The organism is Pseudoalteromonas holothuriae (assembly GCF_945859825.1).
Classification (GTDB): Bacteria; Pseudomonadota; Gammaproteobacteria; order Enterobacterales; family Alteromonadaceae; genus Pseudoalteromonas; species Pseudoalteromonas holothuriae.
This window is the reverse complement of the sequence record NZ_CAMAPC010000005.1, coordinates 242,978-265,058: the sequence shown is the minus strand read 5'-3', so window position 1 is coordinate 265,058 and position 22,081 is coordinate 242,978. Positions and strand designations below refer to the sequence as shown.

Below are 22,081 nucleotides of genomic sequence, written 5' to 3'. Positions count from 1 at the left end.
ATGCTATTTAAATTGCGGAGGCTGTGATTATTTGTTATGAGTATAAAGGGAATAATATGAAAGTTACTGTAGTGGGTACTGGTTATGTTGGCCTTTCAAATGCAGTATTGCTTGCTCAATATAATGAAGTGATTGCTCTCGATATTCTTGATGATAGAGTCAAATTGATAAATGATAAAATATCACCAATTGAAGATGTTGAAATAACTAGCTTTTTAAAAAAAGACGGGCTAAAGCTCTTAGCAACAACCTGTAAACTAAGTGCTTATAGTGGTGCAGAGTTTGTTATTATTGCCACCCCAACTGACTATGACCCCAATACAGGTTACTTCAACACTCAAACTGTAGAAACTGTGATAAGTGATGTATACAGGCATAATCCCGATGCTGTAATTGTTGTTAAGTCTACGGTTCCTGTGGGTTTTACAAAACAACTTTCTGAGCAGTTAGGTATTTCTAACATTATTTTTTCACCTGAATTTTTACGTGAGGGTAAGGCGCTTTACGATAATTTACACCCTTCTAGAATTATTGTGGGTGAGCGATCTGAAAGGGCGCAATTATTTGCAGAGTTATTACAGCAGGGGGCGATAAAAAAAGATATTGAAGTGCTTTTTACTGACTCAACAGAAGCTGAAGCAATAAAGTTGTTTTCCAATACCTACTTGGCTATGAGAGTTGCATACTTTAATGAACTAGATAGCTATGCAGAATCTCATGGTTTGAATACAAAGCAGATCATAGAAGGGGTATGCCTTGACCCTAGAGTTGGAGATCATTATAACAACCCTTCTTTTGGTTATGGCGGTTATTGCTTACCAAAAGACACGCAACAACTTTTAGCAAATTATCAAAATGTACCTAATAACATTATTCAAGCTATTGTTGATGCAAATACAACTAGAAAAGACTTTATTGCTGAGTCAATTTTAAAAAAGCAGCCAAAGGTGGTTGGTATATATAGGCTGATAATGAAAGCTGGGTCAGATAATTTTAGAGCTTCATCTATTCAAGGTGTGATGAAACGCATCAAAGCCAAAGGTATCGAAGTTGTTGTATATGAGCCGGTGTTAACTGACAAGTTGTTTTTTAATTCGCAAGTGATATCTGATTTTGAAGTGTTTAAACAGATGAGTGATGTAATCGTCTCAAACCGCATGGTTGAGGAATTAAGCGATGTTAAAGATAAAGTATACACTCGTGATCTGTTCGGTTGTGATTAGCTTTTTTAAACTGAGGTTTTATTCGCTATAGGCTAGCTTATACCCGTGGTTTAGTATTGGTTTTGTACCTTATTTGGTCGCTTAAATGCAATGGTGTTACTAGCACTAGACTCATCGTTATATATACGTATAATCTGTTGCGTTTAAGCTCAAATAAGAAAATGGACTGTTCAAATGAAGCGTTGGTATTTAGTTTACTGTAAACCAAAACAAGAAAGCAGAGCATTAGCCAACCTAACACAGCAAGGGGTCGAAGCGTTTTTCCCAACATTGAAGCGACGTAAAACTGCCGCATCGCGAGCTGTAACACAGCCTTTGTTCCCCAGATATATATTTGTTCATCTAGATTCATATTCTATACACTTTTCTGCAATAAAATACACGAGAGGGGTTGTTGACTTTGTTCGCTTTGGAGAGCGCATTCAAGAAGTGCCTGAACCGATAATTCAATCTCTTCGTGAAAATGACATGGCAACGGATTTATGTGAGTTTGCACTTGGAGACAAAGTTATGCTTACTGATGGCTGCTATAAAAATATAACCGCAATCTACCAACAAGCAGATGGTGAAACGAGAAGTATTTTACTTATTAAGCTTTTAAGCCAAGAAGTGCAGATTGTTACTGAGAATAGTGTTTTTAAAAAGCAAGCTTAATTTGGCTAACTAGAAATTTACATACGTTAGTAGCTTAAAAAATAACTTTAACTAAAAAATAGCAAATAAAACAGCATTTAGGAGCTGCAACCTAAGGGCGGAAGCGTGCCTAAATTGAGTTCAAACAACTTTGTTTAGACCTCTACTGACAGATTGCTTGCCTAAATCAGTGATTGTTATCTTGAACTTGAGGTTGTCATTCTAAACTTGTTTCTACGTCTATATATGCTCATCGCTATATTGTAAAATATGAGCTTATTAATAAACTTAATTTAAATGAGTACATGTTTAAAGAACGACTTTTTGTTCTAGCAGTGCCTTTGGGCTGAAGTGTTCGCTACTTGCGATTAACTAGCCCACGTGCTTTAATTGAGCCAATTAAATCAGTTGCTAATAAATAAAAAGCAATAAAAAGAATAGATTATAATTTTTGGGAAAATACAATGGCGTTACGCTGTAAAACTATCATTGCTAGTAGCCTTTTATTAGTAATGAGTGGCTGCACACTTGTTCCTGGTGGTCACTTTGAAGGGATTGGCTCGGGACAACAAACCGCTAATCTAGAAAGAGATTTAGAAAAAGTAAACATCCACATTATCGACTCTCAATTAGTCCAAGAGCATAAAATAAAACGTGCAGAAGAGCTTGAACGTTCAGCGCTTAAGGGCATTGATCTCTCAGACTATGAGTATCGCTTAGGCGTGGGAGATGTGATAACCATTGGAGTGTGGGACCACCCTGAGTTGACAATTCCTGCCGCAGTGCAACGAACCGCTGAGTTTGATGGTTTCCGCGTGCAAGCAGATGGCACTATTACTTATGCGTATGCACCAAAAGTACCTGCAGCGGGTCGAACTGTGACAGAGCTTAGAGATGAGTTGGCTAAAAGATTAAGTCGAGTTATTGAAGACCCTCAAGTTGATGTAAAAGTAGTTGGCTTTAAGAGCCAAAAAGCTTATGTAACTGGTGAAGTAACTAAACCAGGTGTATACCCTATCACTGAAACGCCTGTCACTCTCATTGACGCCATTAATCAGGCGGGCGGTTTGACGGAAAGTGCAGATTGGGAAACAGTCACTTTTACCCGTGGTCAAAAAACAGAAGTTATTCAGCTTGATGATTTTTACTCACAAGGCGATATATCACAAAACCGTTTGTTACAACATGGGGATATTGTTCACATCAGCCGCAACGATAAACGTAATGTATATGTGCTTGGCGATGTAATTAAAGCAGGTAAAGTAGACGTTAATCGTTATGGTTTGAGCCTTGCTGAGGCACTGACTGATGCAGGCGGTTTTAACGAACGAACCGCTGATGCGAACGGCGTTTTTGTATTACGCAAACGTGATTTTCAAAAAGACGGTGTACTGGCAGATGTATACCAATTGCATGCCAAAAATGTAGCCTCATTGGTACTTGCAGAGCAGTTTGAGTTGCAGGCGCAAGATATTGTTTATGTGACTAGTGCGCCATTGGCCCGTTGGAACAAAGTCATTAGTTTATTATTGCCCTCACTTTCAACTGTGGATGCAATTCAAGATATCGAAAATCAATAGTGTGATCACTCATGTTTGATAGTGTAATAATGGTTTGTGCGGGTAATATTTGCCGCAGCCCAACTGCAGAGTATGTGTTAAAAAGCAAACTTTCGGGCAAAAATATTCAAGTGTCATCGGCAGGTTTAACTGCTTTGGAAGGTAAACCTGCAGATGCAATGGCACAGCAACTGACTAAAGCACAAGATATCGATATGAGCCCCCACCAAGGCCGCCAACTAAATGGTACCCTGATTGCACAAAATAGCTTAATTCTGGTCATGGAGCAAAGGCACCTAGATGACCTATGTAGCCGCTACCCACAAGCTCGCGGAAAAACCTTTTTGCTCGGTAAGTGGATTGGAGATAAAGAAATCCCAGACCCATATCGCCAGTCAAAAGAAGCATTTGAGCACGTGTACGAGCTTATCGACAGCGCCTGTGGCGCTTGGCAAAAGTATTTATAAGGAATTGCGAGTATATGAATGCGCAGCCAAATTTAATTTCTCCACAAAAAACGCAAAAAGAAGACGCTCAAGAAATCGACTTGATGGCGCTTTTTGGAGCATTACTTGATAAAAAATGGTTCATTTTAAGTGTAACGGCTTTATTTATGTTACTAGGTATAGCGTATGCGATATTTAGTACGCCAATTTACCAAGCAACCGCTATGGTACAAGTAGAAGAAAAGGGTGGCTCGGTTCCAGGTTTTGATGACATGTCTGGCATGTTTGAAAGCACCTCTGCGGCGGTAACAGAAATTGAGCTACTTAAATCAAGAAGCGTGATTGGAGAGGCGGTTGACTCGCTGAACTTAGATATAGTTGTTGAACCAAAGTTATTTCCACTATTTGGAAACAGACACTACCGAACATTTACGGCTCATAGTGAAGGTCAAGTGGCGACCCCCAGTTTTGGCGCACATTCATACGCTTGGGGTGGTGAACAGGTTGAGATCCACCGTTTCAGAGTACCTAAAAGTGCCATTGGTGTTGAGTTTACTTTAGTAGCAAAATCAGGTGGTGGCTTTTCATTAGTCAATGGCAATGGTGAAAACGTGCTATCCGGTAAGGTAGGTGAAGACGTTAAAACAGGTCAATTTGAGCTAACAATCAAAACGTTAATAGCACGCCCTGAAACTGAATTTTCAATCATTAAACGCAATCGGTTGCAAACTATTCTTGACTTGCAAGGCGCAATATCAGCGTCTGAAAAAGGTAAAGATTCGGGTATTATCAATCTTGCCTTACAAGATAAAGGCCCAGCATATGCTGAGAAGGTTCTTGATAAGGTGGCGAGCATTTATGTTCGCAGAAATGTAGAGCGTAATAGTGCAGAAGCACAGCAGTCTTTAGAGTTTTTAGAGGTGCAACTGCCTGATGTTAAACGTAACCTTGAAAGAGCGGAAAAAGCGTTTAATGAATATCAAATACGTCAAGAGTCAATTGATATTAGTTTAGAAACACAAGCTGTATTAGAGCAGATAGTAATATTAGAAACTAAGTTGCAAGAGCTGGACTTAAAACGTTTAGAGCTTGGGCGTAAATTTAAACGTGAACACCCTGCATACCGAGGTGTTGTTGAGCAAATTGAGACAGTTAAACGCCAACGCAATGACTTGGCTGGTGAAGTGCAAGGGCTACCGGAAACACAGCGTGAATTACTACGTTTAAGGCGTGATGTAGAGGTAAATAACGAAATATATACGCTTCTACTAGCTAAAACACAAGAGCTAGATATTGTGCGTGCAGGCACGGTAGGTAATGTGCGTATAGTTGATTACGCAGAGGTAAATACTACCCAGCCTGTTAAGCCAAAAAAAGCACTGATTGTAGTAATGGCCACAATGCTTGGTGGCATGTTGGCAGTTGCAATTGTGCTAGTACAAAAAGCGCTACATAAAGGCATTGAAGACCCTGGTGAGATTGAAGCATTAGGTATGCCTGTTTATGCCAGCGTGCCATTTTCTGATTATCAAGTAAAGCTCACTGGTTTTGCCAAAGCTCGTAAAGGCAAAACCGCAAAAGCAAAATCAATACTCGCAATAGACAACCCAGCAGACCTCTCTGTAGAGGCGCTTAGAAGCCTGCGTACAAGCCTTCATTTTGCCATGCTAGAGGCTAAAAATAACGTTATAGCAATATCTGGTCCAAGCCCTGGTGTAGGTAAATCATTTATTACGGTAAACCTTGCAACTGTTTTAGCGCAAAGCGGGAAGAAAGTACTTGTTATAGACGGCGATATGCGTAAAGGTTATTTGCAAACTCAGTTCGGCATGAACTGGGACAGTGGCTTAAGTGACTACCTTTCGGGGCGACTAAACCTAGCTGATACTATCAAACATACACAAGTTGATAGTTTAGATATCATGACCCGAGGCCAAATACCACCAAACCCTTCAGAATTATTAATGCATGAAAACTTTAGCAAACTAATTAGTGAAGTAAGTGGAATCTATGATTTAGTGATAATTGATACTCCTCCAATCTTAGCGGTAACAGACCCTGCTATTGTAGGTGCGCATGCAGGAACAACATTACTAGTAACCCGTTTTGGTCAAAACCATGCAAAAGAGCTAGAAATTACACGAAATCGTTTTGAGCAAAATGGTATTGATGTAAAAGGGGTGGTATTCAACGGAGTTGTTCGTAAATCAACCAACGCCTATGGTTACTACGGCTACTACAACTACGAGTACAAATCAGATAAAGCATAACAGGTTATGTCGCTGCAACCCGTAGCTGCGACTTTACGTTACAACTCGCAGCAGCGACTTTATGTCGCGACCCGTACCACCGGCTTTACGCTACGACTCGTAGCAGCGACTTTACGTCGCGACCCGTAGCAAAAAACTAAAATTGCAGCCAAATATAAAACGACAAGAGCGGTCGCACATATTCCTTAATTTTCTTCTAAAGAAATCAAAATTAAACATTCACCAAGCGAGATGTATATGGATTTAAATAAAGTAAAAATTGGTGTTATAGGGTTAGGCTACGTAGGCCTTCCTCTAGCGGTAGAATTTGGAAAAAAATATGCAACACTCGGTTTTGACATTAATCAAAACCGAGTAGATGAATTGCTAGCAGGGCATGACTCAACGCTAGAAGTAAGTGATGAAGAGCTAAAAGAAACACCACACTTGCAATACTCTTATAACTTAGGCGATCTTAAAGCCTGCAATCTATACATCGTAACTGTGCCTACCCCAATAGATAAGCACAAACAGCCTGATTTAACACCATTAATTAAAGCCAGTGAAATGCTAGGGAAGGTCGTTGACAAGGGCGATATCATCGTTTATGAGTCTACGGTATATCCTGGTGCAACAGAAGAAGCATGTTTACCTATTGTAGAGCAAGTTTCTGGTCTTAAGTTTAATCAAGACTTTTTTGCTGGGTACTCACCTGAGCGAATTAACCCGGGTGATAAAGAGCACAGAGTAATCAATATTTTAAAAGTAACTAGTGGTTCAACACCTGAAATTGCTGAGTTTGTTGATCAATTGTATAAGTCAATTATTACAGCAGGCACACATAAAGCGAGCTCAATTAAAGTTGCAGAGGCGGCCAAGGTAATAGAAAACACTCAACGTGATGTAAATATTGCTTTGATAAACGAGCTATCTATTATTTTTAATAAACTCAATATTGACACTCTTGAAGTACTTGAAGCGGCAGGTACTAAGTGGAACTTTTTACCATTCCGCCCAGGTTTAGTGGGTGGACACTGCATTGGCGTTGACCCATATTATTTAACCCATAAAGCACAAAGTGTTGGTTATCATCCTGAGATGATCTTGGCCGGTCGTCGTCTAAATGATGGTATGGGTAAACATGTGGTATCTGAGCTAGTCAAAAAAATGCTGAAAAGACGCATTCAGGTAGAAGGTGCAAATGTTTTGGTGATGGGATTAACCTTTAAGGAAAACTGCCCAGATCTTAGAAATACCAAAGTAGTGGATATTATTGCAGAGCTTAGTGAATACAATATCAACGTAGATATTGTAGACCCTTGGTGTTCAAATGAAGAAGCACAAAATGAATATGGCCTCTCATTGACAGCTGAGCACAAGCAAGGCCACTATGACGCAATTATTCTCGCTGTAGGTCACAATGAGTTTAAAGAGCTTGGTGCTGAGGAAATCAAAAAGCTAGGCAAGAAAGAGCATGTATTATACGACTTAAAATATGTCCTACCAAAACAAGCCGTGGATATGCGCCTATAAAAAAGCGTACCTTAGCCGAGAAAATGGCTCTGTTAAGAACCCTTTTTAATTTTTTGAACTAAAAACCTGAAGAGTTTCTCATGTCTCGTTACGAAGAAGTTAAAGTTGAACTACAAAACAATCCAAAAATCTGGCTAGTCACTGGTGTGGCTGGCTTTATAGGTTCCAATCTACTTGAAACGCTATTAAAGCTAGACCAGAAAGTAATAGGACTAGATAATTTTGCCACGGGCCACAAGCATAATTTAGATGAAGTACAAAGCCTAGTGACTGCAGAGCAGTGGCAGCGGTTTACTTTTATTGAACGTGACATTAGAGATTATGCCACTTGTGAAGCTGCTGTAAGTAACGTTGATTACGTTTTACACCAAGCAGCACTGGGTTCAGTACCCAGATCGATCGCAGATCCAATAACCAGCAACGCTGCCAATATCACGGGCTTTTTGAATATGCTCCAAGCTGCGAAAGAAGCCAACGTGGAAAGTTTTACCTATGCAGCAAGCAGCTCGACTTACGGTGATCATCCAGCTTTACCTAAAGTGGAAGAGAACATAGGTAATCCACTATCGCCTTATGCTGTAACTAAATATGTAAACGAACTTTACGCAGGTGTTTACGCTAGAACCTACGGCTTTAAACCAATTGGCTTACGTTATTTTAATGTATTTGGTCAACGACAGGATCCTAATGGCGCTTACGCAGCGGTTATTCCTAAATGGACTGCGGCCATGATAAAAGGGGAAGATGTTTACATTAATGGCGATGGTGAAACTAGCCGTGATTTTTGCTTTATTGAAAACACAGTACAAATGAATATTCTCGCAGCTACTGCATCTGATGAAGCTAAAGATAATGTTTATAATGTAGCTGTCGGTGACAGAACGACGCTTAATGATTTATATAAATCAATACAGTCTGCACTTAAAGAGTGTGATATAGAGCATACCCAAGAGCCAATTTACCGTGATTTTAGAGCTGGGGATGTTCGCCATTCTCAAGCTGATATAAATAAAGCGGTTAATAATTTAGGTTACGCACCGGAATATAGAATATTACATGGTATCAAAAAGGCAATGCCGTGGTACCTCGAATTTTTGGGTGAACAATAGAATGAAAATTTTGGTAACTGGAGGTGCTGGGTTTATTGGCTCTGCGGTCGTCCGCTATATAATCAATAATACGTCCTATTCAGTGATAAATCTTGATAAGTTAACATATGCGGGAAATTTGAAATCGCTTGAGAGTATCGCTGATAGTGGCCGCTATACATTTGAACAAGTAGACATTTGTGATGCACTCGAATTAAAGCGTGTATTTGAGCAATATAAACCTAATATAGTGATGCACTTGGCTGCTGAAAGCCATGTGGATCGTTCAATTGACGGTCCTGGTGAGTTTATAAAAACTAATATTGTAGGCACATACACTCTGCTGGAACAAGCTAGGCGCTATTGGTCTCAACTTGAAGCTGATGAGAAAGTGCTGTTTAAATTTCACCATATCTCTACAGATGAAGTCTATGGTGATTTGCCACATCCGGACGAACAGCAAGCGGATGAACCACTTCCACTTTTTACTGAAGAAACAGCTTACAACCCAAGTAGTCCATATTCTGCGAGTAAAGCTAGCTCTGATCACTTAGTAAGAGCTTGGGCTCGTACATACAACTTACCAACTGTAATTACTAATTGCTCAAATAACTATGGACCTTTTCACTTTCCAGAAAAACTGATTCCACTTGTTATCTTAAATGCTATTGCAGGTAAGCAATTACCAGTGTACGGGAGAGGAAATCAAATTAGAGATTGGTTATACGTAGAAGACCATGCTGAAGCTTTAGTTTTAGTTGCAACTGAAGGTAAGGCTGGCAGTACGTATAATATTGGTGGCCATAATGAAAAGCAGAACATTGAGGTTGTTGAAACTATCTGCAAATTATTAGATGAAGTAATGCCGAAACAAACTAGCTTTAGTGAGCAAATTATCTTTGTGCAAGATAGGCCTGGGCATGATATGCGTTATGCAATCGATGCAAGTAAAATTGAGCTGGAACTAAACTGGAAGCCCAAAGAAACATTTGAGACTGGCCTTCGTAAAACAGTAGAATGGTATTTAAATAATGAAAATTGGTGTCAAGATGTTTTGTCAGGAAATTACCAGTTAGAGAGATTGGGAGCAGGTGATAAATAATGAAAGGAATTATATTAGCAGGAGGATCTGGGACACGCTTGTATCCAATCACCAAAGGAGTATCAAAACAACTTTTGCCCGTTTATGACAAGCCTATGATTTACTATCCAATTTCAGTACTAATGTTGGCTGGAATTAGAGAGATATTGATAATTACAACACCTGAAGACCGAGCTTCGTTTGAGCGTTTATTAGGTAACGGTAGTGATTTTGGAGTGTCATTACAGTTCGCTGAGCAGCCAAACCCAGATGGCCTCGCACAAGCTTTTATTATAGGTGAACAGTTCATTGCAAAGGATGATGTTTGCTTGGTTCTCGGTGACAATATCTTTTATGGTCAGGGCTTTACACCCAAATTAAAACAAGCAGTCGAACGAGCCAACAATGGGGAAGGTGCGACAGTTTTTGGGTACCAAGTAAAGGATCCGGAGCGGTTTGGAGTTGTTGAGTTTGATGATAATCAAAAAGCTATTTCGATAGAAGAAAAGCCGAATAAACCAAAGAGCCATTATGCGGTTACGGGTCTTTATTTCTATGATAATTCAGTTGTTGATATAGCTAAAAGAGTGCAGCCATCAGAGCGTGGTGAACTTGAAATTACCTGTGTAAACAATGCTTACTTACAAAAAGGAAAGCTTAATGTTGAACTCTTGGGGAGAGGCTTTGCGTGGTTAGATACCGGAACCCACGAAAGCTTACTTGAAGCAGCTCAATTTGTAGAAACAATAGAAAAAAGGCAAGGCTACAAAATTGCTTGTTTAGAGGAGATTGCATTCAATAAGCATTGGTTAACACTTGATGACATTGAAAAACTCGCAGAGCCGTTGCTAAAAAACGGTTATGGTCAGTATTTGATAGATTTAAAAAAAGAATAATTATGACTATAGCATTAAACAGTCCAGTTGCGCCGAATATAGCTCAGCTAACTAAGTATTTAGAGCAAGTTAATGAAAGTGGTCACTATACTAATTTTGGGCCTTTGCACCACGAATTAACTAGACGGTTAGAGGAGTATCTAGGAGTAAAAAATTTACTTCTTATCTCAAACGGCACTCTAGCTTTACAAGTAGCGTATAAAGTTCTTGGTATTACAAGCGCAATAACTACTCCATTTAGCTTTGTGGCGACTACCAGCTCATTACTTTGGCAAGGTGTCGAGTGCCAATTTTGTGATATAGACAGGAGTACTTATAATTTATCTCCAGCCAAAGTAAAGGAGAGGTTATTTAACAATTCAAATGTGAATGGAATTGTCGCGACACATGTCTATGGAAATCCATGTGATGTTGAAGAATTCGCTAATTTAGCAAGTAAGCATGATGTTAAGGTCGTTTATGATGCTGCGCATGCCTTTGGGATCAAGGTTGGCGAGCAGTCAATACTAAATTTTGGTGATGCGAGTATATTGAGTTTTCATGCAACTAAAGTTTTTCATACTGTTGAGGGGGGGGCAATTGTATTCAAGCGAACAGAAGATTATGAAAAAGCTAAGCAATTAATAAACTTTGCAATTTGTAACGGTGAAATTACAGATGTAGGTATAAATGCTAAGTTAAATGAATACCAGTGTGCCGTAGGTTTAACTATTTTAGATGATATGGACAATATAGTTACTCACAGAGCCGAGCTGTTTTCGCTGTATCAGGATAATTTGGCTGGTTTAGTAGGTTTCCCACAATGGCACTCGCTTGCTAATACTAATGGTGCTTATCTACCAATCTGTCTTAATAGTGAAGATGAGCTAGCGTCGGTGGCCGCAGAGCTAAGTAAAAATGGCATTCAATATAGGCCATACTTTAAGCCTTCATTAGACTCAGTTTTTCCGCAAGTTAAACACGGTAATTTGGAAGTATCACGAGACATTTCAAGTAGAGTTCTATGCCTGCCTTTGCACTTTAAGCTTACACGTGTAGATGTGCTGAAAGTTACATCAACAGTTAAAAAGGGTTTATTATGTCATGCGCAATAATGCAGCCTTATTTATTCCCTTATTTGGGGTATTACCAGCTTGTATATTCTGTGGGTAACTTTGTCTTTTATGATGATGTAAACTTTATTAAAAGGGGTTATATCAACAGAAATAATATTTTGGTTAATGGTAGGGCTCAAAGATTTACAATCCCAGTTCCGGGAGCGACTCAAAATGAAAAAATAAATACTTTTGAATTCTCGAGCGATGTAAGAAAAGTTCTTAAAACTATTCAGCAGTCATATAAAAAAGCACCATACTTTCAATCTGTCTATGTGCTTATTGAAGAAGTACTTACTTCACCTAATCGCTCCGTACCTTATATTTGCCAATTAAGTATACAAAAAGTTTTTGACTATTTAGGTTTGGATAGAAATTATTTTATTTCAAGCCAGTTAGATTATAAAAGAGAGATGTCTGCTGCTGATAAGTTGATTGCAATATCGAAAAAACTTGGATGTACACTTTATGTTAACAGCCCTGGTGGTATTGGGTTGTATCAAAAGGACTATTTTAAAGAGCGCGACATTGAGCTGTCATTCATAAAAATGACTGCGGGTGAATACGCTCAAAGTAGTAACGAGTTCGTACCTTACCTTTCTATGATTGATGTTCTAATGTGGAATAGCAAAGAGGAAGTAAAACAACTCCTAGACCAATACGAGCTATTTTAAAATGAAGATAGTTTTTATATGCTCCACCAATGGAAGTGTAATAAAAAGGGCACTCAGTACATCTTTATTAGCTAGTTATGATATTGAGTTTGTAAGTGATAGGATATGTGGGATCATAGAATTTTCAGAAGCTAATAAATTAAGTCATAAGGTATTATCCGCTCATACAGGAAGTGAATTTTCAAAACTTTTAGCTAGGGAGTACCCCGATGCAGGCGATATTTTATTTGTTTCGTTTTACACTCGCTTATTGAGTAACTCTTTCTTAAAAATTCACTCAGGAAAAGTTATTAATTTTCACCCTTCCATTCTACCAGCGTGTCCAGGTATGGATGGGTTCGGTGATACCTTGAGAAGTGGATCCTTATTTATTGGCTCCACAGTACACTTTATTGATGAAGGTATGGATACCGGAACTCCTATTTTACAAGCTGCTTTTCCAAGAAACATCCATTGTACTATAGCAGAGCTGAGGCATCGAGTTTTCCTTCAGCAAGTTATTAGCTTAGTTCAGGTCGTAGAGTGGTTTGCGTCACAGCGAATCATCCGCGGAGGGGAGTATGTTGAAAGTGCTACATATAAGGTGGGAGAGTTCTCACCAAACTTAGACCACAAGTATGGTGAGACCTATAACAATTGGATTAAGCAAATTTAGATTATGTCAACTTTAAAGCGAAATATCATAGCAAACTATGCCAGTCAGTTATATGTAACTGGTGTTGGAATTGTTATTCTGCCTTTATATGTAAACTATATGGGGGCTGAAGCGTATGGGTTGGTTGGTTTTTTTGCAATGCTCCAAGCATGGTTTACTCTACTTGATCTAGGTTTGACACCGACAATTTCAAGAGAGACTGCACGCTACAAGGGCGGCAGCATGTCAGCGCTGGAATTTAGGCGTTTATTCCGAGCCCTAAGTATGATATTTGCGGGGATCGCTATTATTGGGGCTGGAGGTTTATTACTATCCTCCAAATGGATTGCGAGCAATTGGTTAACTGTTGAGCTCCTCTCATTAGAAGAAGTAACGTTTGCTGTCCAGGTCATGGCGCTGAGTGTAGCACTGCGTTGGCTTTGTGGTTTATACCGTGGGGTTGTGACAGGTAGCGAAAAATTAGTATGGCTAAGCGTATTTAATGTATTTGTTGCTACAATGCGATTTATAGCAGTATTTTTCAGTATGTGGTTGTACGGATTTACGCCTAAAGTATTTTTTATTCACCAGATGATAGTCGCTTTTATTGAACTTTCGGGTGTTTGGTGTATGGCACAAAGGCTCATTCCAAGTATTAACTCGCAACGAGAGTTCATTGGCTGGTCTTTTGAACCTGTAGCTCCATTTTTAAAGTTTTCTTTAATGATCGCCTTCACCTCATCAATGTGGGTCTTAATTACTCAGACAGATAAACTCATTTTATCTGGTATTTTATCGCTTACAGAGTATGGTTACTTCACGCTAGCTGTTCTTGTTGCTAGCGGAATTATGGTGATTAGTGGGCCGATAAGCAATGCAATTATGCCTCGTATGTCAAGATTGCATGCTGAAGGTAAGCAAGAAGAGCTTGCTTCAGTTTACAGGAATGCTACCCAGTTAGTTAGCGTTATTGCTGGGTCAGCTGCAATAACGATTGCGTTGTGTGCAGAGTCTCTTTTGTTAATTTGGAGTGGTGATGAGCAGCTAGCTAAAAAGGTTGCTCCTATATTACGACTTTATGCAATTGGAAATGGAATGTTAGCACTTTCTGCGTTTCCATATTACTTACAATATGCTATCGGAAATTTACGTTACCACTTTGTTGGCAACTTCATTTTAGCATTAGTGCTATTACCTGCTATTAGTATTGCAGCAAGTTTGCATGGTGCTATTGGTGCTGGCTGGGTTTGGTTAAGTGTAAATATCTTTTATTTATTGTTTTGGGCTAGCTTTGTACATTACAAATTACTCCGCGGGTTGACTGTTCGCTGGATTTTATCCGACGTACTTTGCATTGTTATACCTGCGCTAATCCTTTCTTCAGCATATATTTTATTCTCCTTGGTTATGGAGCAAAAAAATAACACTATATTTAGCAATTTTCTATTTATTGTATTAACTGCAGTCTTTAGTTTTATAGGCTCTTTAAGTTTTAATCGGAAGTTTAGGGACTGGGGAGGGAAAGTGTTTAAGGTGGTAAATCGTTGATGGAGAATAATATTAAAGTTTCAGTTTGTATTGTAACTTATAATCAAATCCAATTTATCGAAAGCTGTTTGCTTAGTGTTGTTAATCAAAATTGTGACTTTAATTTTGAGATACTTGTTGGTGATGATTGTTCCACTGATGGGACTAGAGAGCGAATAATTGAGCTTGCTGAAAAATATCCAGAAATGATTAGACCAATACTTAGAACTTCTAATGTAGGCGTTGCCAAAAATATAGTTGAGCTATATAAATTAGCAAAAGGAGAGTATATTGCTCATCTTGATGGTGACGATCTTATGAGAGAAAATAAGCTGAAAATGCAAGTGGAAATACTGGAAAACAAAAGGGATGTATTTTATTGCACTCATGATATGGCTGTCATTGACGGTGATGGCGAAGTTATCCAGGAAAGCTATAGAGCTTGGCCACAAGGTGAATACGGTATAATTGATTTACTTTCTCAGTTACCATTTTTCGCTCATTCTTCTAAAGTTTTTCGAAATGTTGACGGTAGTGAATTTTGGGATAATTTATTTCATGTTGATTTGGTTGATATAGAAACTCATTTTGAACAAGTGAAAAAGGGTAATATATATCATATAGATTCCAAGCTGGGTTGTTATAGAGCTAAAATAGGAATTAGTGTGAAAAGTAAAAAAGTAAATCCTATACTCCCAAAAGCAACGCGTAAGATATTTACTAATTACTTGAAAGATAAACCATCAAAAAAAGTTAAAAAATTGTATGCAAAGGCTATTTTAGCCTATGCGTATCAGTCCGGTGTTCTTGGTGATAAGCTAATGGCTAAAGAGTATAGTGTTGAGTCTTTTAGGATTGGATATTATTCAAAAGTGCAACTGGTGTTTTTAACTCTATGTTTCTCTCCACTGTTACTCACATTGTTTATTAAAGTTATTAACAATATGAGAAGGAGGAAAAAGTGATTTTTCGTAGTTTTTTTTCTTTCTTATTTGTTTTTATAGCTCTCTTTGATCCGCAGATTCCATTTTTTTTAAATGGGGTTGGGCTTTCTATTTTTTTTGTTTTGCTTTTTTTGTTGAAAGTCACTGTTACGAAGTTTAAGTTTAGTCTTGATAGTGTGTTTTATATTGTGTCAATTTACTTCTTTGCGGTCTTTTTTTTCTCACTGCTTCGAGTGTTGGTGTTGGGGGATAATTTTGAATTTCTCTTATCAATACTTAGAGGTTGGTTGACCTTTGTTTCTTGTTATTTTGTTTATTATTTTTTCTTGGATAAAAATAAAGTTGTTTTCTTTCTTACGCTCTGCTTTGTTGTTAATTCTGTTATAAACTTTTCAGTGGCAAGTAATCCCGTACTGTTTCCAATGATTGAACTTTTTAAAGGTGAAAACTTAAGCTCTGAACTAGGTTATAACCCATTCCGAAACTCATACTTGTCGATGTCAGGATATTATACAATAGGTACTGCTTATGGCATTTTTTCGATGCTTTTAGGTTATACTTTGGTTAAAGAAAGAGCTTCCTTCACTCGTATGGCAGCATTTTTTACAGTTGGCTTTTCTGCAGTAATTGCAGCGAGAACAGCATCTTTAGCCGTTGTTGCTATTTTAGGTTACTTTTTATCTAAACGTCTTGTTTTTATAGTTTTTTCTCTACTCATGGTTTATGCCGGTATTTATTTGCTATCTGAAATAGACAGTTTGCAGGTTTATAAAAACTGGGTTCTTGAAGGGGGGGATAAAAGCTATATCATCGATGTGGTAGATGCTATATGGATAGATACTAGTGGTCTTAACCTGCTGTATGGAACAGGTTATGTTAATAATGGCCTTTTTGCATATACGGATTCAGGCTTTTTGAAAGAGCTTTTGTTTGGAGGTATCCCCTATTTACTTCTAAAGATATCTCTTCTTGGTATCATTTACTTTGTATTTAAGGTTGATAAAATCTTTTCTTTTTTGTTGCTTTTGGTTGTCTTGGTTTTTAATTTTAAAGGTCAGTTTATTTTTAATAGCTCTCATGGCATGGCTGTTTTTTATTTTATTGTTTTTTACTTTAAATCAATTTCTGAAGGTTTTGTGGGTAAGGGGTTTGATGATTATTCAAGTGATAACTAATTTTAGCGAATTAGGAGGTGCTGAGTCTGCGTTGATTAGAAACATAAATAGTAGTAAGGGTACACCTTTTAAAGTTATATCGCTGATGGCCAAAAATCCAGAAATGATTGAAAAGATAGAACACCCGAACTGTGAAGTTATAGCATTGGGGGCTCATAACGTTTTTTCCTTACTAGGAGCATCTTTAAAATTGGCTATTATCATTAAAAGAGAAACACCTATAAAGGTTTTCTCTTGGATGTATCATGCGAATGTTATTTCTGCACTTGCTAGGATTTTATCTCGAAGAGATATACCGTTAATTTGGGGGGTTAGACATTCCCTAGATGATTATCAAGGTGAAAAAAGAAGCACGAAAATAGCAATTCAGTTAGGGCGGTTTTTAAAGAATATTCCAGATAAAGTTGTCTATTGCTCTCAAAAAGCGCAGAAACAACACGAAAATTTTGGCTACAATTCTTACCAAAAGTCTGTTTATATACCCAATGGTTACTTTTTTTCGGAACTGAAACTTAGAGATTTTAAAGCCAAATCCTTAATTTTAGGGGCTGCTGGTAGATTCCATGAAGCAAAAGATTATTTGACGTTACTTAAGACTTTTAAAAGATTAAAATCTCAAAATCTCAATGTTGAGCTGCATATTTGCGGTCGTGGAATACATGGCCAAAACACAATTCTAATGGGTATGCTAAATAGTCTAGAGTTAAATTGTGATGATGTAATCTTACTTGGTGAATTGGACTCAATGGCTGCATTTTATAGTACTGTGGATATTTTCATACTTTCTTCAAAGACCGAAGGCTTCCCTAATGTACTAGCAGAAGCAGCATCTCATGGCTGTGCTGTTTTCTCTACAGACGTCGGTGATGCGCCGTACATAATCAATAATGATGATCATATAGCTCCAGTAAAAGATGACGAAAAGTTAGCTGATTGTATTACCAAGTTTATTTTACTTTCCCCTGATATTAAGAAAGAAAAGGTACTAAAAACAACTATGCATGTACGCAAAAACTTTTCAATTAAAACAATCGCAAAGTGTTTTTTAGAAGTATAAAGGGGATTTATGTGTGGGTTAGTTGGAGTTGTTAGTCCGAGTTCTTCTGATTTTTCAGCAGACAATTTACATAATATGCTCAGTAAAATAGAGCATAGAGGCCCGGATGATCATGGTGTTTGGGGGCAGGAAAACATTTTTCTGGGACATAGACGTTTATCAATTCACGATCTGAGTGCTGCTGGACACCAACCAATGCATAGCAACACTGGTCGTTTTACGCTTGTATTCAATGGTGAAATATATAATTTTGAAGAGGTACGAGCTCAGCTACCGCAGATTCAGTGGCGAGGCACTTCTGATACAGAAGTCATGTTACATGCCTTTGAAATTTGGGGAGTCGCAAAGTCATTAGACGTGTTTAATGGAATGTTTGCATTTGCTCTTTGGGATAATAAAGAACAGTGTTTGACTCTAGCCAGAGATAAATTTGGTGAAAAGCCTTTGTATTATGGGTTAATCAACAAACACTTGGTTTTTTCATCTGAGTTGACCAGCATCGAGGCTGAATTTGGCGAACACTTAACGATAAATAGAGATGCAATAGCTAAACAAGCTGCTGTTTCATATATTCCCGCCCCCCTGTCGGTTTACTGTGAAGTGAGTAAACTTATGCCAGGCAGTTTTATACAGTATAAATCAGGTGAATTAAAGGAAGAAAAGTATTACTGGTCTATCAGTGAGACGATTAAGAAAAGCCGGAAGAATCAATTCTTTGATGAAATTGAGGCAGTAAACAGCTTACATGACGAACTAAAAAAAGCGGTTAAGTTACGTATGGCTTCTGATGTACCGCTGGGAGCTTTTTTATCCGGCGGAGTTGACTCTAGCTTAGTCGTGTCGTTAATGCAGTCGCACTCAGATAAACCGATAAATACTTTTTCAATTGGTTTTGATGTGCCTGGTTATAATGAGGCTGAGTTTGCTAAGGCTGTGGCCAATCAACTAGGGACGGTTCATCATGAAAAGTATTTTTCTCCAGCGGATGTACTTGACCTCGTCCCAAGGTTAGGGGCTATATTTGATGAGCCTTTTTCAGATGCTTCTCAAATGCCTACTTTTTTAGTTAGTGCTATGGCAAAAGAAAAAGTAACCGTTGCGTTGAGTGGTGACGGTGGAGATGAGTTATTTAGTGGGTATAATAGATATACTGCTACTCCTGATATTTGGCGTAAAGTTTCAAAAATACCAGCAAGAAAAGCGATTGCACGTACCTTACAAGCGATGCCAGTTTCGGTACTAAATAAATTGTTTTTCTTCCTAAGTAAAAAAGCAGATAGCTATGGTAGAAAGGGGCAGGTTGGTTCTAAAATAAAAACACTTTCAACTTGGCTTGAAGCAAAAGATATAGAGGGTTTTTACAAGCAATCTATCACCCATTGGAAATCAAACGATGTATTGGTCGAAGGTGCTAATTATCCGTATTTACATGATTTTTTGTCAACCAATGACGTTGAATTTGATGAAATCGGTGAGTGGATGATGTACCTAGATTCAGTGACATATTTAGCTGGAGATATTTTAACTAAGGTAGATAGAACAGCTATGAATGTGAGTTTGGAGGGGAGGATACCTCTTTTGGACCCAAACGTTGTTGGTGCCGCTTGGAGAATGCCTCTTTCTATAAAGCAGAAAGGAAAAGTAGGGAAGTGGCCTTTGAAACAAATATTATATGAGTACTTACCTCGAGACATGATGGAGCGGCCAAAAATGGGGTTTGGTGTTCCTATACATGAGTGGCTTAGAGCGGAGTTAAAAGAGTGGGCTCAAGATTTATTATCATTTGAACGCTTAAAAGCTCAGGGTTTGTATAATCCTAGTCTGGTGCAAGAAGCGCTAATCAATCACCTTAGATACGAAGAAAATAACGCTGCCAAATTATGGGATATTCTTATGGTGCAAGCATGGTTAGATGCAGATGTAAAGAGAACAAGTAGATTGTAATGCAATATATTATGTTAATCGGTGCATTGCCGCGCTCTATTGTCAACTTTAGAGGTGAGCTAGTTAAGTCTTTAGTAAATAGTAATTTTAAAGTTACAGGCTTAGCAAATGGTTCAAGTACTTTAGAAGAAAAGGAAATAAAGAAATTAGGAATTGACTATATTGATTATCCAGTGAGTAGAAATGGCTTAAACCCTATCCAAGATCTAAATACTTTTCTTTTTTTTCGAAGAACTTTCCAAGCTGAAAACCCTAATATAATTTTAGCATATACAATAAAACCTATCATTTGGGGGGCGTTTGCTACGCGTTATATTCCTAATTGCCGCTTCTATGCTCTGGTTACAGGTTTAGGTTTCGCTTTCCAAAAGGGAAACAGGAAGAAAAATCTGTTAATGAAATTGGTTGTTTTTCTATATAAAGTTGCATTGAAGCGTTCAAGCAAGGTTATTTTTCAAAATCCAGATAATAAGAGGGTTTTTGTTGAACTGGGAATAGTTCCTGAAAATAAAACTGTAGTTGTTAATGGCTCTGGTGTTGATATCAAGCACTTTGATGTTAAGCCTTTACCTGGCTTCCCGAAGTTTTTACTTATTGCTCGTTTGTTGGGTGATAAAGGTATTCGTGAGTATATAGAAGCGGCCAGAATAGTGAAGGAAAAGTATTCAATGGCAGAGTTTCAATTAGTCGGCCCTGTAGATCCTTCGCCAGATGGTATTTCTTTAAAAGAGCTCGAATGTTTAAATGGTAATAGTGTCGTTAACTATTTAGGTGAAACAGACGACGTAAGGCCTTATATAGAAAGTTGCAGTATTTTCGTACTGCCCTCATATCATGAAGGATTACCACGGACTGTTTTAGAAGCGATGGCTACTGGTCGACCAATATTGACAACAGATGTTCCAGGTTGTCGAGAAACTGTTACAAATGGTGAGAATGGTTGGTTAGTTAAAAAAGGCGATGCTGAACAGCTTGCCGAAAAAATGATTTGGTTTATAGAAAACCAAAGTGAATGGCAAAGAATGGCAAATGCAAGCAGAGCAATGGTTGAAGATAAGTTTGATGTTCATAAGGTTAATACGGAACTTTTGAAGATTATGGAATTAAATTAATGAAACGCATCTTTGATTTTTTAGTTGCCCTGTGCGCAATACTGACTTTACTGCCTGTAATAATTGTAGTTGCTTTGCTTATACGCTTAAAACTGGGTTCACCTATTTTATTTACCCAAGACCGCCCTGGTTTGAATGGTGAAATTTTTAAAATGATGAAGTTCAGAACCATGCTAGATGCTAAAGATAAGCAGGAGAACTTATTACCTGATGACCAACGCATGACCAAGCTTGGTGGTTTTTTACGTTCAACTAGCTTAGACGAGCTGCCAGGACTGTTAAATGTGATTAAAGGGGATATGAGCTTAGTTGGACCTAGACCTCTACTCGTTCAGTACTTACCTCTTTATAGTTCTGAGCAAGCGCATCGCCATAATGTCCGCCCTGGGATTACTGGTTGGGCACAAGTGAATGGCCGTAATGCAATTAGCTGGGAAGACAAATTTAAGCTTGATGTTTGGTATGTAGAAAATCAAAGCTTTTTACTCGATATAAAAATACTCTTTTTGACCGTAAAAAAAGTCTTTGTACGCGAAGGAATAAGTGGTGATGGACACGTGACTATGGAGCCGTTCAAAGGGAATCAAAATGATGGCTAAACTGGCTATTTTAGGGGCAAGTGGTCACGGAAAAGTAATAGCGGAAATCGCTGAATTAAACGGTTATCACGTCGAGTTCTTTGATGATGCATTTGAAGTTAAGAGCAAGCTTGAGCACTGGTCTGTAGTTGGAGATTCAGAAGCGTTAGCTCAAAGGCTCGATAATTACGAAGGCGTAATAGTTGCTATTGGTAATAATCAAATTAGAAAAGAGAAGCTAGAGAAACTGTTAGCTCTTGGAGCTAAAACGCCTGCATTGCTCCACCCGAGTGCTACGGTAAGTAAATTAGCTAATATTGGTGGAGGTACAGTCGTTATGGCTGGTGCAGTGATCAACGCTTTTGCTCAAATCGGTCGGGGCTCTATCATCAACACGAATACGACAGTTGAGCACGACTGTTTTATACAGGACTATGTTCATATATGCCCAAGTTCAGCCATTGCCGGCGGCTGTAAAATTGCCAGTGGAGTGTGGGTAGGTATTGGGAGCTCTTTTAAACAGTTGATTGAAGTTGGAGAACTAGCGATTATTGGAGCCGGTTCTGTTGTTGTACAAAATATTCCAGCAGGTGTTACAGCATATGGTAACCCTGCTAGAGTTGTGAAGGATTAA

21 protein-coding genes are annotated in these 22,081 nt (G+C 38.3%); all 21 read left to right on the top strand.

The genetic code is table 11. The features are described 5' to 3' along the window. The first annotated feature begins 56 nt into the window (after positions 1-56). Entirely contained in the window at positions 57-1,223 is a 1,167-nt protein-coding gene (locus OCI93_RS09170) for a nucleotide sugar dehydrogenase (RefSeq protein ID WP_261591902.1), read from the top strand. Positions 1,224-1,397: 174 nt separating this feature from the next. Continuing rightward, positions 1,398-1,877: a transcription/translation regulatory transformer protein RfaH gene (rfaH, locus tag OCI93_RS09165; RefSeq protein ID WP_261591903.1), complete on the top strand. Its 480-nt coding sequence runs from the start codon at positions 1,398-1,400 to the stop codon at positions 1,875-1,877. A 443-nt stretch (positions 1,878-2,320) separates the two neighbouring features. Continuing rightward, positions 2,321-3,436, top strand: coding sequence for a polysaccharide export protein (locus OCI93_RS09160; RefSeq protein WP_261626249.1), 1,116 nt, complete (start codon positions 2,321-2,323; stop codon positions 3,434-3,436). 11 nt (positions 3,437-3,447) lie between these two features. Further along, positions 3,448-3,882 (top strand): low molecular weight protein-tyrosine-phosphatase, encoded by a 435-nt coding sequence (locus OCI93_RS09155; RefSeq protein ID WP_261626248.1) that lies wholly within the window; start codon positions 3,448-3,450, stop codon positions 3,880-3,882. A 14-nt stretch (positions 3,883-3,896) separates the two neighbouring features. Next, a complete protein-coding gene (locus tag OCI93_RS09150) occupies positions 3,897-6,131 on the top strand; it encodes a polysaccharide biosynthesis tyrosine autokinase (protein ID WP_261626247.1) in 2,235 nt (744 codons plus the stop codon). Positions 6,132-6,137: 6 nt separating this feature from the next. Continuing rightward, the gene (locus tag OCI93_RS09145; protein WP_261591907.1) at positions 6,138-6,260 is read left to right on the top strand and encodes a hypothetical protein; all 123 of its coding nucleotides are present in this window, start codon (positions 6,138-6,140) and stop codon (positions 6,258-6,260) included. A 108-nt stretch (positions 6,261-6,368) separates the two neighbouring features. Further along, positions 6,369-7,643 (top strand): Vi polysaccharide biosynthesis UDP-N-acetylglucosamine C-6 dehydrogenase TviB, encoded by a 1,275-nt coding sequence (tviB, locus tag OCI93_RS09140; RefSeq protein ID WP_261591908.1) that lies wholly within the window; start codon positions 6,369-6,371, stop codon positions 7,641-7,643. An 80-nt stretch (positions 7,644-7,723) separates the two neighbouring features. After that, positions 7,724-8,752, top strand: a complete 1,029-nt coding sequence (locus OCI93_RS09135; protein WP_261591909.1) for an NAD-dependent epimerase/dehydratase family protein — start codon at positions 7,724-7,726, stop codon at positions 8,750-8,752. Between the two features lies 1 nt (position 8,753). After that, the gene (gene rfbB / locus OCI93_RS09130; RefSeq protein ID WP_261591910.1) at positions 8,754-9,833 is read left to right on the top strand and encodes a dTDP-glucose 4,6-dehydratase; all 1,080 of its coding nucleotides are present in this window, start codon (positions 8,754-8,756) and stop codon (positions 9,831-9,833) included. Further along, positions 9,833-10,708 (top strand): glucose-1-phosphate thymidylyltransferase RfbA, encoded by an 876-nt coding sequence (gene rfbA / locus OCI93_RS09125; protein ID WP_261591911.1) that lies wholly within the window; start codon positions 9,833-9,835, stop codon positions 10,706-10,708. The genes rfbB and rfbA overlap by 1 nt, the downstream gene beginning before the upstream one ends. A 2-nt stretch (positions 10,709-10,710) precedes the next feature. Beyond that, entirely contained in the window at positions 10,711-11,802 is a 1,092-nt protein-coding gene (locus OCI93_RS09120; protein WP_261626246.1) for a DegT/DnrJ/EryC1/StrS aminotransferase family protein, read from the top strand. Further along, positions 11,787-12,476 (top strand): WbqC family protein, encoded by a 690-nt coding sequence (locus OCI93_RS09115; protein ID WP_261626245.1) that lies wholly within the window; start codon positions 11,787-11,789, stop codon positions 12,474-12,476. Before OCI93_RS09120 ends, OCI93_RS09115 begins: the two co-directional genes overlap by 16 nt. A 1-nt stretch (position 12,477) precedes the next feature. After that, positions 12,478-13,131: a formyltransferase family protein gene (locus OCI93_RS09110; RefSeq protein WP_261591914.1), complete on the top strand. Its 654-nt coding sequence runs from the start codon at positions 12,478-12,480 to the stop codon at positions 13,129-13,131. Between the two features lie 3 nt (positions 13,132-13,134). Then, a complete protein-coding gene (locus tag OCI93_RS09105; RefSeq protein WP_261591915.1) occupies positions 13,135-14,658 on the top strand; it encodes a lipopolysaccharide biosynthesis protein in 1,524 nt (507 codons plus the stop codon). Then, positions 14,658-15,602, top strand: a complete 945-nt coding sequence (locus tag OCI93_RS09100; RefSeq protein WP_261591916.1) for a glycosyltransferase family 2 protein — start codon at positions 14,658-14,660, stop codon at positions 15,600-15,602. The genes OCI93_RS09105 and OCI93_RS09100 overlap by 1 nt, the downstream gene beginning before the upstream one ends. After that, positions 15,599-16,756 (top strand): hypothetical protein, encoded by a 1,158-nt coding sequence (locus tag OCI93_RS09095; protein WP_261626244.1) that lies wholly within the window; start codon positions 15,599-15,601, stop codon positions 16,754-16,756. The genes OCI93_RS09100 and OCI93_RS09095 overlap by 4 nt, the downstream gene beginning before the upstream one ends. Further along, complete coding sequence (locus OCI93_RS09090) at positions 16,734-17,813, top strand: glycosyltransferase (RefSeq protein WP_261591918.1); 1,080 nt, start codon at positions 16,734-16,736, stop codon at positions 17,811-17,813. Before OCI93_RS09095 ends, OCI93_RS09090 begins: the two co-directional genes overlap by 23 nt. A gap of 9 nt (positions 17,814-17,822) precedes the next feature. Further along, complete coding sequence (gene asnB / locus OCI93_RS09085; RefSeq protein ID WP_261591919.1) at positions 17,823-19,757, top strand: asparagine synthase (glutamine-hydrolyzing); 1,935 nt, start codon at positions 17,823-17,825, stop codon at positions 19,755-19,757. Next, entirely contained in the window at positions 19,757-20,869 is a 1,113-nt protein-coding gene (locus tag OCI93_RS09080; protein WP_261591920.1) for a glycosyltransferase family 4 protein, read from the top strand. Before asnB ends, OCI93_RS09080 begins: the two co-directional genes overlap by 1 nt. Beyond that, positions 20,869-21,468, top strand: coding sequence for a sugar transferase (locus OCI93_RS09075; protein ID WP_261591921.1), 600 nt, complete (start codon positions 20,869-20,871; stop codon positions 21,466-21,468). Before OCI93_RS09080 ends, OCI93_RS09075 begins: the two co-directional genes overlap by 1 nt. Next, positions 21,458-22,081 (top strand): acetyltransferase, encoded by a 624-nt coding sequence (locus tag OCI93_RS09070; RefSeq protein WP_261591922.1) that lies wholly within the window; start codon positions 21,458-21,460, stop codon positions 22,079-22,081. Before OCI93_RS09075 ends, OCI93_RS09070 begins: the two co-directional genes overlap by 11 nt.